The sequence below is a fragment of the Dehalogenimonas sp. 4OHTPN genome (assembly GCF_040448695.1).
In the GTDB taxonomy this organism is placed as follows: Bacteria; Chloroflexota; Dehalococcoidia; order Dehalococcoidales; family Dehalococcoidaceae; genus Dehalogenimonas.
The window spans coordinates 1,201,599-1,212,351 of sequence record NZ_CP159307.1 but is presented as its reverse complement, the minus strand read 5'-3'; the positions used below and the strand labels follow the sequence as shown (position 1 = coordinate 1,212,351).

The following is a 10,753-nucleotide window of genomic DNA, read 5'->3' as shown; positions in this document are numbered from 1 at the left end:
GATTCATGGCCTTGGAGGCAAGAGTGTACTAACGAACCAGTAGTTAAGCCAGAGCGTTAACTAAGAAAAAGTAACTAGTTTTTCTGGCGGAGAGGGTGGGATTCGAACCCACGCTCCGGATGAACGGAGATCGCTTTTCGAGAGCGACACCATAAGCCACTCGGACACCTCTCCGAGTGGGTATTTTAGCGCAAAGAAGTAGTAAAGTGAAACAAGGTGGATTCGTATTCCTGGTTTTTCCTAATTTGATACAACTTGAATGAAACACTGATCCTGTGATATATTTACCTCTGCTTTATTCTTACGGGAGGTAGCCGGCATATAATTAAGGAACTTCGAATCAACGAAAAGATACTTGGAAGAGAAGTCAGGGTGGTCGGGGAGAGTGGAGAACAACTCGGGGTGATGACAGTCGCCCAGGCAAAAGATCTGGCGCGCAGGGCGAATATTGATCTCGTGGAAGTTGCGCCTACATCAATACCTCCCGTTTGCCGGTTGATGGATTATGGCAAATACCGTTATGAACAGACAAAAAAAGAACGTGAAGCCAAAAAGGGTCAGAAGCTTTCACTATTAAAAGAAGTCAGGATACGACCCAAAATTGGGGAGCATGATTACGAAGCAAAAGTTCGAAGTGTTAGGAAACAACTCGAGGACGGCGATAAAGTAAAACTAACCATTATGTTTCGGGGACGTGAAATCACGCACTCAGAACTGGGTATTAAAATCCTGAAACGCGCTGCTGAAGATTTAACCGACATTTCAACTGTTGAAGGACAACCGACACTCCTGGGATCGCGAATCCACCTGATGTTGCTGCCAAAAGCGACCAATAAAGGTAACAAAAATAAAGAAGGTTCATTAGAAGATGCCGAAACTAAAAACGCATAAAGGCGCACAAAACCGGTTTAAGATCACTGGCACCGGAAAAATGATGCGGATGAAGGGCTTAAAAAGTCATCTGCGCCGCAACAAGTCAAAGAGAGCTCGACGTCAATTCGACGAAATGATTCCGGTTGCCAAAGTCGATGTTCAACGTCTGGGGCGTTTGATCCCCTACGGGTCATCGTAAAAAAATATCAAAGGATAACATCAGATGGCTAGAATTAAAGGTGGAGTCTCAACCCACAAAAGACATAAGAATATCCTGGCATTAACCAAAGGTCATCGGGGCCAGCGTAATCATATTTGGAAACGGGCTCATGAGAGTGCGACGCACGCGCTAGCCTATGCTTTCGCTCACCGCCGCGACAGGAAAGGCGATTTCCGAAAGCTGTGGATTGCGCGCATCAACGCCGCCGCACGTATTAACGGCCTAACATATGGCAGGTTTATTGAGGGATTGCAGAAATCCGGCATCGCTCTTAATAGAAAGGCCTTAGCTGACCTGGCTGTGAACAATCCTGAAGCATTTTCAACATTGGCGAAAAATTCACAGGGTTAGAAATTCGGCTATTAAAAGACACCCTCTGCTATACGGTAGAGGGTGTTTGTTATATAATTAAAAAATCATTAAGTCAGCGAGGTAATAGTAGTGCGCATCGGGCCGGTTGAAATCATCATCATTCTAGTGATTATAGGAATTCTATTTTTCATATTTAAACGCCGCGGTTCACAATAGAATTCGAAGGCTCTGGAGAGTTGATCCTCTGGTTAACTTCGTTGACAGTAAAACAAGCCACACAATTACAATGTGTGGCTTGTTATTAAGGCGACCTGAAAACGTCCCAGGCGGGATTCGAACCCACGGCCCGCTGCTTAGAAGGCAGCCGCTCTATCCAGCTGAGCTACTGGGACACGCCGCTATACTAACACTAGGTTTAAACACGGTCAAGGCTTGAGTGTTGAGCGAAAAGAGGTTACTAACAAAAGCGTTAGAAATGATGCTCCGGCAATAATCGCTCCAACCCAACCTATCAAGGACAACATGGTTACAATCAGACCCGCAGCTAATACGCCGTAGAAAATGTGCAATAACGCCTGGCGAAACGGGAATCCCATCAGGACGGCGGCGACAGCTCCGGTCCAGGCGCCGGTCACTGGCAGCGGTATCGCGATAAAAATGACGAGCCCGAGTATCCCATATTTTTGGATAGCAGCACTGCGGGATCGGGTGCGCCAAAAAAGCCAGGCGAAAAAGCGTCTGAAAACGGGGTATTGCGAGAGAATTGTTTCGGCTCTTTTAAGAAGCCCAAGAATTATGGGAACAGGCAGCATATTTCCAGCGACTGCAAGGGCTAAAGTTGGAAACCATTCAAGATTAAAATAGTTGATTCCTATGGGGATCGCGCCGCGCAATTCAATGATCGGTAGAGTTGCGATGAGGAAAACGATGAATGACGGGGGCAGCCCAAAGTCAGCCAAGGTTTGCTCGAGACTCATGGCGGCGAGTGTATCAGAGCTCTACATTAAACGTCAATACGAACAAATTAGCTTGACAGGGCAGTCGAACCGCTGTTAGTATTAAAAGCAAGCCTGACCCTCAAGATAAAGGCGGTTCATGCCCAAAATTCTAGATAGTATCAACTCACCCTCCGATTTGAAATCAATCGATGGCTCTTCGCTATCCGAACTTGCTGCTGAAATTCGCGAAGAGATGGTTAGTCGGGTTACCGCAAATGGCGGGCATCTGGCATCAAGTCTTGGGGTCGTCGAGTTGACGATCGCCCTTCACCGCGTATTTGATTGCCCGAAAGACAAAATCGTTTGGGACGTAGGCCATCAATCATATGCCCATAAACTCATTACCGGTCGGCGTGAACAATTTCCTACACTGCGGCAATACGGGGGCCTGTCCGGTTTCACCTGTCGTGATGAGAGTCCTTATGACGCTTTTACTACCGGGCATGCCAGCACTTCAATTTCAGCAGCAATAGGAATGGCTTCTGCCCGGGACATTGCCGAAGATAATTTCCATGTGATTGCGGTTATCGGAGACGGCGCGATCACCGGGGGAATGGCTCTCGAAGCCCTTAACCATGCGGGCCATCTTGGCAAACGACTGATCGTTATTTTGAACGATAATGGCATGTCAATTTCACCGACAGTAGGCGCTATGTCGCGATTGTTCTCCCGTGTCCGGTTTGACCGACGATACTACCAAGCATCCGAAAAGAGTAAGCGGCTCTTATCCCGGTTTAGTATGGGGAAGCATTTCTGGAATTTCGGGCAGAAGATAAAAGGCAGTTTAAAAAAAATAATTATGCCGACCACTCTGTGGGAGGAATTTGGGTTTGCGTATTCCGGTCCAATAGATGGTCACAATATCAACGAAATCATACAAACGCTCGAAAAAGCAAAGAATTACACCCATAAGCCTGCGCTTATTCATTTGGTGACAACCAAAGGGAAAGGATACGCACCAGCTGAAATCGACGCAGTAAATTTCCATGGGATCTCTCCAAAAGGAAGTCCAAAGAAAAACGGCAGTGGGCAGAAAGTGCCGTCCTACAGCCAGGTGTTTGCCGAAACTGTAGAAATTATAGCGAAAAATAATCCAAAGATAACCGTCATCACCGCGGCAATGCCGGATGGCTATGGTCTGGGCCATATGCAATCAGTTATGCCAGATCGTATTTTTGATGTGGGCATTTGCGAACAACATGCTGTGACGTTTGCGGCAGGGTTAGCCGCACAGGGAATAACGCCCATTGTGGCAATATATTCCACATTCCTGCAGCGGGCATTCGATCAGATAATTCATGACGTAGCACTGCCGAAGTTGCCTGTTGTTTTCGCTCTGGATAGGGGCGGAATTGTAGGTGAAGACGGGAAAACACATCAGGGGATTTTCGACCTATCATATTTATCGTTGATTCCCAACATGATTGTTGCTTCACCAAAGGATGAAAATGAACTTCAGCATCTTCTTTACACCGCGACATTACGCGGAAGCCCGATGGCGGTGAGATATCCAAGAGGTACTGGTATTGGGGTCGAGCTCGAACACGAATTGAAAGAGATCCCAATTGGTTCAGCCGAAATCCTCCGAAACGGCGACCATGCAGCGATTTTAGCTACCGGGCCATCGGTTTCCGCTGCGCTAACAGCATCAGAAAGATTGGGTGAACAAGGCTACCGGGTTGCGGTAATAAATATGAGGTTTGTAAAACCCCTGGATGAACAGGCAATACTCGATGTAGCCCGAGAGACTAAAAACATTATCTCGGTTGAGGAGAATGTTCTTTCAGGCGGTCTTGGGAGCCAGATAGCCTCTTTGCTGCATCGAGCTGATGTTAAATCGGTTCACCTTAAATGTCTTGGCATTCCGGATGAGTTTGTCAGCCATGGAACACAGGCGGAATTGCGCTCCCTCTATCATCTGGATGCGAGTGGGATTCAAACAGAAGTGCAGCGTTTCATTGAAGCCAACCGACTGATGAAACTCGACTTGATTTCTTCCCGCGTATAAGTGTTTACCGTCAAGATTAAATAATCTGGATTATCCCGAACGAAGCATCAGGAGCCATCATGGATCGAATGACGGTGCGTGACGTTGATGTCAAAGGTAAGCGTGTTCTCGTTCGAGTAGATTTCAATGTGCCGTTAAACTTCGACGGGACCATTTCAGACGATGGCCGTATCCGTGCCGCAATTCCAACGCTGGAATATCTGGTTGAGCGAGGCGCAAAGGTAATCATTGTATCCCATCTTGGGCGTCCTGATGGCAAATCCATTCCCTCGATGTCTCTTGAAGTGACGGGAGAACGTCTATCGGAATTGATGCGGCACCCGGTGGGATTCATTGATAAATGCATTGGTCCAGAGGTCGAGAGTGCCGTAAACGGTATGGCGGATGGAGATATCCTGCTCTTGGAAAACCTGCGGTTTCACTCAGAAGAAGAAGCTAACGATCCTGGATTTTCGGCGAGACTTGCTCGTTTTGCCGACATCTTTGTCGATGATGCCTTCGGCACTGCTCATCGCAAGCATGCCTCAATCGTGGGCATCACACGGCACCTGCCATCAGTCGCCGGCTTGCTTCTGGAGAAAGAGCTGAACTCTTTAGGTCATATTCTTGAAAAACCGGTGCGGCCTTTCTGTGTGCTGTTCGGCGGCGCAAAGATAGCAGATAAGGTGAAGTTGCTTGAAAACGTCATGGATAAAGTGGATGTAATTCTTGTCGGCGGTGGTATGGCGGCGACTTTTCTCAAAGCAAATAATTACATAGTTGGGAAGTCCATGGTTGACGAGAAGGGCCTTGAGCTGGCAGCGAAAATAATGGCTAAAGCTGCACAGCATAATATTCGGTTACTATTACCCAGAGATGTGGTTGTGACCGGTGATCTAACACCTGAAGCCCGCGGGATTTGCGTTCAGGTTGAGAATATCCCTCCATTGGGAAGGATCGTTGATATAGGCTTGTTGACAATAAACCAATTCACCCGGGAACTTGAACGCTGCCGAACCGTTTTTTGGAACGGTCCAATGGGAATATATGAAATGCCGCAATTCTCAGAGGGCACCAAGTGCATGGCAGATGTTATCAGCCGTTTACACGCAACTACTATTATCGGTGGTGGTTCGACCGCTGAAATCGTGGCGGAACTTAAACTTGCCGATAAAATGAGCTTCGTTTCTACTGGGGGCGGAGCATCGATGCAATATCTGTCCGGGGAAAGCCTGCCCGGGGTCGAAGCATTGATGAGAAAGCCATGAGCGCTGAAATAATGAATTCGGTTGACCAGATTTCATTGATGCGTGAATTGTCGATCGAGACTCCCAGTAAAATTGTTATGATCGTACTGGACGGTCTCGGGGGATTACCAAGTCCTGAAACCGGACGTACCGAACTGGAAAGCGCCGTGGTGCCTAATCTTAATGCCCTTGCTGCCAAATGTGTTTGCGGATTATCTGACCCAGTTATGCCGGGTATCACCCCAGGAAGCGGACCGGGGCATTTGGGTCTATTCGGATATGACCCGTTAAAGTTTACAATCGGCCGCGGTATTCTTGAAGCTTTGGGTATCGATTTTGATCTTGAAGAAGGTGACGTGGCCGCCCGAGGCAATTTATGCACTCTAGATGATAATGGTGTCATCGTTGACCGGAGAGCCGGGAGAATCAGCACGGAAAAAAGCCAGCAGATCGCCGCGCTGTTGAATAACACCGTGATTGATGGTGTTCAAGTTCTGGTAGAACCGGTTAAGGATCATAGGTTAGTTGCGGTTTTTCGTGGCGAAGGGCTTTCAGATGCCCTCAGTGATTCCGATCCCCAGCGTACCGGTTCTCGTCCGTTACCAGTTTTTCCAACGCAGTCTTCAGCAAACCGAACCGCTTCCATTGTCAACCGTTTTCTTGAGACCGCAGCAGAGATTATCAGCGATTATCATCCTGCCAACGGTTTGTTACTTCGGGGCTTCTCGAAAAAGCCGTCCTTTTCGAGTTTCAAAGAGGTTTACAAATTAAACGCATGTGCTATTGCCGGGTATCCAATGTATCGAGGATTAGCCAAAGTCGTGGGTATGACCGTGTTGAAGTGCGGAACCTCGTTGAGTGGACAGTTGGAGATACTGAAAGCCAATTATCGCAAATTCGACTTCTTCTTTTTCCATGTAAAGGCTACAGATGCAGCAGGGGAGGATGGCAACTTTCAGCGTAAAGTTAGCGCCATCGAAGAGTTTGATCGGTGGTTACCGTTCTTCACCGAATTGAATCCCGATGTTATTCTAGTAACGGGCGATCACTCGACGCCGGCAATGATGGGAAGCCACAGTTGGCACCCGGTACCGGTTATGGTATCTGGCCGCTACTGCCGACCAGATAAGGTTCGGGAGTTTAATGAAACTGCCTGCTGTCAGGGCGGTCTCGGTAGATTGCCAGCATACCATTTGATGCCGCTAGTTATGGCCAATGCTTTAAAACTTGGGAAATATGGTGCTTGAAATAATGTCGAAACGTACTAGGGTCATTGTCGGTAACTGGAAGATGAACACAGTTTTGGATGAAGCTGTAGAGTTAGTGAATGGACTACGCTATGAACTCGACGAAATTGACACCGTTGAGAAAATTATCTGTCCGCCGTTCATTTCGCTCGCAAAGATAAAAGAATTGCTCCAAGGTACCTCGATTAGGTTAGGCGCCCAAAATTTGTTTTACGAGGATAAAGGGGCTTACACAGGGGAGGTATCCGGGGCTATGCTGAGTGACCTTTGCCAGTGTGTGATTGTCGGCCATTCCGAGAGAAGAGCATACTTTAACGAAGCAAATGAGATCGTAAATCGAAAAATGAAAGCGGCACTCCGGCATGGACTAAAGCCGATCATGTGTGTCGGTGAAAATCTTGAGCAAAATGAATCCGGCACCTCAGAGTCTGTTATCAGTGAACAACTCCGGGTTGGTTTGAGCGGGTTAACTTCCTCTAACCTTATGGTTGCCTATGAACCGGTGTGGGCGATAGGTACCGGAAAAGCTGCGACCGGAATGTATGCTCAAAAAATGATGGCATTTATCCGGCATCAGATTGGTGGGATATTCACTGAAACTGCGGCAAACGAGCTTCCCATCCTCTACGGGGGCAGTGTTAACCCAGAGAATATTCTTGAATTGCTGGCTGAGCCGGATATCGACGGGGCATTGGTCGGCGGAGCCAGCCTCAAGCCCGGATTGTTTTTGTCAATCGTCCGGCAAGCTGCAATAAAGTAGCTGTTAAGTTGTATTTACGGAAAGCTACATCGTGAACCGATTGATAGCTGTTGTGGGCCCGACAGGTACCGGTAAAAGCGCTCTGGCTGTTGAACTAGCAAGAAAATTTGACGGAGCGATTATTAATGCCGATAGCCGTCAGTTTTCACGGCACCTGGATATTGGCACAGCAAAATTGCCGATTGAGGAAAGAGACAACGTCCCGCATTATCTGATAGATATCATCGAGCCGAGTGAAGACTATAACATCGCGGAATTTCAAAAGTCGGCGAACGAGATCATTGGAGAGGTCCAATCTCGAAAATGTATACCCATTTTGGTGGGCGGTAGCGGTCTATACGTATGGTCTATGCTCGAGGGCTGGCAGATATCCAAAGTGCCGCCGGATCAGACCTTACGGCGAGCTCTTGAGAACCGCGCCAGAGAGGAAGGTCCCGAAGCCCTTTATCGGCAACTTGATGAGACAAGGGCTTTATCAATAGACCCGCGTAACATCCGCAGAGTTATCCGGGCTCTCGAGATACAATTGCGTACGAACCAGCAGGATTCCAACACGGCAAAGAAAATACCTCCGCCATACAGAATTCTAGTTATCGGGCTTACATGCAATAGGGCTGAACTTTATCGACGGATTGACCAGCGAGTTGATAAAATGCTGTGTAATGGCTTTGTCGAAGAGGTTGAAAGTCTCCTGACCCGGGGATTTTCTTCAGAAACACCTGGATTCAAAAGCGTTGGTTATAAGGAAGCTATTGAATACCTTCGGGGTGAGTTGGATTATAACGGTTTAAGTGAGCGTATTAAAGCAGAAACCCACAGATTGGTACGACAACAATACAATTGGTTTCGGCTGAGTGACAATCGAATCCATTGGTTTGATATTGCAGCCAACGAATACAAGCCCCATGTTAATAACCTGGTTCTGGCTTTCATTAAGGAAGAAGGTATCGGAAATGGATTTTACTAAAGTACAGAGCGTAGGCAATGACTTCGTCCTCGTTGAGTCACGAGAGGACACTTTCGATTGGAAAAGTCTTGCCCTGGCGATGTGTGACCGTCATTATGGCGTGGGTTCAGATGGCTTACTGGTACTGTTGCCATCTTTTAAAGCTGATTTCCGTATGAGAATCTTCAATGCAGATGGATCCGAAGCCGAAGCATGTGGCAACGGCCTTCGCTGCCTGGTGCATCATCTAATCACCACCGGAATGGCGTCTAGTGAAATGCTCTCCATCGAGACTTTTGGGGGTATTCGGATAGCACAGGTGGCACTGATAAACAGCTCTCCTAATATCAAAATTGGTATGGGCATACCCATTCTCGAACCGGATGAAATTCCCGTAGAAATCGATTCCGATCTTGGAGACCACATTTGCGGCATGATAGCCAATTATCCCGTTGAGGCAAACGGGAAACAAGTAAAACTCAATTTTGTATCCATGGGAAATCCGCATGCCGTTTGTTTCATTGACGACGCAGTCGCCGATTTTCCTTTAGATGTCATCGGCCCGATGATTGAGCGCAACTTAATGTTTCCTAAAAGAACAAATCTTGAAGTCGTCAGAGTTGTTGATAACGGAAACGTCGAGATGAGAGTGTGGGAGCGGGGAGTAGGGGAGACTCTCGCATGCGGTACCGGAGCCTGTGCCGTCGCCGTAGCCGGTTGGATTTTAGGGCGTACCGGAAATAGACTAGACATAACACTTCCAGGTGGTCAGTTAACTGCGAACTGGAGCGGGCAAGGGGAGGTTTACTTATCGGGTCAGGCCGAAACTGTATTCACCGGCAGCTGGTTAAAATACAAAAGGGATTGAAAGGCTTGAGGATGCAAATCGCTAAACGGATCGAAAACCTTCCGCCATATTTATTTGTCACCATCAGTAAGAAAATCGCCGAAAAGCGTGCCCGTGGCGAAGAAGTAATCAGTTTTGGGATAGGTGATCCTGACCTAGCAACACCATCGCATATTATCGAGCGCCTATGCCAGGCGGCCAAAGATCCGGCCAATCATCGTTATCCTGAATCCGAAGGGTTGCCGGAATTACGACAGGCTATAGCTCAATGGTATCAGCAGAGATTTGATGTTAGTCTAGACCCTAACTCGGAGGTGCTGCCTTTAATCGGCTCAAAGGAAGGCATAGGGCACCTTGCCTGGTGTTTGTTGAATCCCGGAGATGTTGTTTTGGTACCTGATCCGGCTTACCCTGTTTATAGTATCAGCACAACACTTGCTGATGCAGAACCGTACTATTTGCCTCTTCGTCCGGAGAATGGATATCTGCCTGACTTGGGTGCTGTCCCTCAAACTATTTTGGATAGAGCTAAGATGTTATGGATCTGTTATCCTAACAATCCAACCGGAGCAGTGGCAGATACGGCCTTTTTTGACCGCGTTGTCGCTTTCGCCAAACAACATGACATAATCGTGTGCCATGACGGACCTTATACTGAAGTTGCCTTTGATGGTTACCGCCCACCGAGTTTCTTGCAGGCGGTTGGCGCGAAAGAAGTCGGCGTTGAGTTCCATTCATTATCTAAAAGTTACAATATGACCGGATGGCGCGTTGGCATGGTTGTTGGTAATTCTCAGGTTATCGACGCGCTCAAACGGTTCAAATCAAACTTGGATTCAGGCATCCCACAGGCAATACAAATTGCCGCAGTCGAGGCATTGACTGGTCCCCAGGATGAATTAACACGACATAATAATATTTATCAAAGACGCCGCGATCTAGTGGTTGAAACGCTACGCGATATGGGACTGGAAGTCTTGCTGCCGAAAGCAAGCCTTTATGTGTGGGCTAAGGTGCCCGAGGGCTACAATTCTGCAGGGTTCGCAGCAGAACTCTTGGAGCAGGTTGGCGTTGTGGTGACTCCGGGCACCGGCTACGGTAAAGCCGGCGAAGGCTATGTTAGATTGTCTCTGACTATCCCTGATGCCTCCCTTGTGAAGGGTTTATCACGTCTATCAGCGTGGAAAGGAACACTTGGACGTTTAAAAAACAGGTAGAATGCTTGACGAATCAAGAACTATTATGTCAAATTACCGCGGTAGAGGCTCACAACACACTACATAACATATATAGTGCGAACCTTATTAGATCCCAAG

Annotated in this window: 11 protein-coding genes and 2 tRNA genes; 10 read left to right on the top strand and 3 right to left on the bottom strand. The window is 47.7% G+C overall.

The features are described from left to right. Positions 1 to 84: 84 nt before the first annotated feature. Positions 85 to 174, bottom strand: a tRNA-Ser gene (locus ABV300_RS06255). Positions 175 to 282: 108 nt separating this feature from the next. Between ABV300_RS06255 and infC the strand changes: the two genes are divergently transcribed. From infC to rplT, 3 genes are read left to right on the top strand one after another with little or no spacing between them, the layout of a single operon-like run. Further along, positions 283 to 891, top strand: a complete 609-nt coding sequence (infC, locus tag ABV300_RS06250; protein WP_353715370.1) for a translation initiation factor IF-3 — start codon at positions 283 to 285, stop codon at positions 889 to 891. Continuing rightward, complete coding sequence (gene rpmI / locus ABV300_RS06245; protein WP_353714033.1) at positions 869 to 1,072, top strand: 50S ribosomal protein L35; 204 nt, start codon at positions 869 to 871, stop codon at positions 1,070 to 1,072. The genes infC and rpmI overlap by 23 nt, the downstream gene beginning before the upstream one ends. Positions 1,073 to 1,096: 24 nt before the next feature. Continuing rightward, on the top strand, positions 1,097 to 1,444 hold the full coding sequence (rplT, locus tag ABV300_RS06240) for a 50S ribosomal protein L20 (RefSeq protein ID WP_353714032.1): 348 nt from the start codon (positions 1,097 to 1,099) through the stop codon (positions 1,442 to 1,444). Positions 1,445 to 1,723: 279 nt separating this feature from the next. On the opposite strand, the gene ABV300_RS06235 is transcribed toward rplT, so the two are convergent. Continuing rightward, a tRNA-Arg gene (locus ABV300_RS06235) sits at positions 1,724 to 1,797 on the bottom strand. A gap of 33 nt (positions 1,798 to 1,830) precedes the next feature. Then, positions 1,831 to 2,382, bottom strand: coding sequence for a small multi-drug export protein (locus tag ABV300_RS06230; RefSeq protein WP_353714031.1), 552 nt, complete (start codon positions 2,380 to 2,382; stop codon positions 1,831 to 1,833). A 118-nt stretch (positions 2,383 to 2,500) separates the two neighbouring features. Between ABV300_RS06230 and dxs the strand changes: the two genes are divergently transcribed. The 7 genes from dxs to ABV300_RS06195 are packed head-to-tail and all read left to right on the top strand — an operon-like array spanning position 2,501 to position 10,654. Beyond that, positions 2,501 to 4,411 (top strand): 1-deoxy-D-xylulose-5-phosphate synthase, encoded by a 1,911-nt coding sequence (gene dxs, locus ABV300_RS06225; RefSeq protein WP_353714030.1) that lies wholly within the window; start codon positions 2,501 to 2,503, stop codon positions 4,409 to 4,411. Between the two features lie 59 nt (positions 4,412 to 4,470). After that, on the top strand, positions 4,471 to 5,658 hold the full coding sequence (locus tag ABV300_RS06220; protein WP_353714029.1) for a phosphoglycerate kinase: 1,188 nt from the start codon (positions 4,471 to 4,473) through the stop codon (positions 5,656 to 5,658). Continuing rightward, a complete protein-coding gene (locus tag ABV300_RS06215) occupies positions 5,655 to 6,884 on the top strand; it encodes a 2,3-bisphosphoglycerate-independent phosphoglycerate mutase (protein ID WP_353714028.1) in 1,230 nt (409 codons plus the stop codon). The genes ABV300_RS06220 and ABV300_RS06215 overlap by 4 nt, the downstream gene beginning before the upstream one ends. A gap of 4 nt (positions 6,885 to 6,888) precedes the next feature. Next, positions 6,889 to 7,644 (top strand): triose-phosphate isomerase, encoded by a 756-nt coding sequence (gene tpiA / locus ABV300_RS06210; RefSeq protein WP_353715369.1) that lies wholly within the window; start codon positions 6,889 to 6,891, stop codon positions 7,642 to 7,644. 31 nt (positions 7,645 to 7,675) lie between these two features. Next, positions 7,676 to 8,611 carry a tRNA (adenosine(37)-N6)-dimethylallyltransferase MiaA gene (gene miaA, locus ABV300_RS06205; RefSeq protein WP_353714027.1) on the top strand — a complete coding sequence of 312 codons (936 nt, stop codon included), beginning with the start codon at positions 7,676 to 7,678 and terminating at the stop codon, positions 8,609 to 8,611. Then, positions 8,598 to 9,458, top strand: a complete 861-nt coding sequence (gene dapF, locus ABV300_RS06200; RefSeq protein WP_353714026.1) for a diaminopimelate epimerase — start codon at positions 8,598 to 8,600, stop codon at positions 9,456 to 9,458. Before miaA ends, dapF begins: the two co-directional genes overlap by 14 nt. Positions 9,459 to 9,469: 11 nt before the next feature. Then, positions 9,470 to 10,654, top strand: coding sequence for an LL-diaminopimelate aminotransferase (locus ABV300_RS06195; RefSeq protein ID WP_353714025.1), 1,185 nt, complete (start codon positions 9,470 to 9,472; stop codon positions 10,652 to 10,654). Positions 10,655 to 10,753 lie beyond the last annotated feature (99 nt).

Excerpts from the sequence above, each read along its gene's own strand:
- rpmI (WP_353714033.1), top strand. The coding sequence starts at position 869 with ATGCCGAAACTAAAAACGCATAAAGGCGCACAAAACCGGTTTAAGATC.
- rplT (WP_353714032.1), top strand. The coding sequence starts at position 1,097 with ATGGCTAGAATTAAAGGTGGAGTCTCAACCCACAAAAGACATAAGAAT.
- ABV300_RS06230 (WP_353714031.1), bottom strand. The coding sequence starts at position 2,382 with ATGAGTCTCGAGCAAACCTTGGCTGACTTTGGGCTGCCCCCGTCATTC.
- dxs (WP_353714030.1), top strand. The coding sequence starts at position 2,501 with ATGCCCAAAATTCTAGATAGTATCAACTCACCCTCCGATTTGAAATCA.
- ABV300_RS06220 (WP_353714029.1), top strand. The coding sequence starts at position 4,471 with ATGGATCGAATGACGGTGCGTGACGTTGATGTCAAAGGTAAGCGTGTT.
- ABV300_RS06215 (WP_353714028.1), top strand. The coding sequence starts at position 5,655 with ATGAGCGCTGAAATAATGAATTCGGTTGACCAGATTTCATTGATGCGT.
- tpiA (WP_353715369.1), top strand. The coding sequence starts at position 6,889 with ATGTCGAAACGTACTAGGGTCATTGTCGGTAACTGGAAGATGAACACA.
- dapF (WP_353714026.1), top strand. The coding sequence starts at position 8,598 with ATGGATTTTACTAAAGTACAGAGCGTAGGCAATGACTTCGTCCTCGTT.
- ABV300_RS06195 (WP_353714025.1), top strand. The coding sequence starts at position 9,470 with ATGCAAATCGCTAAACGGATCGAAAACCTTCCGCCATATTTATTTGTC.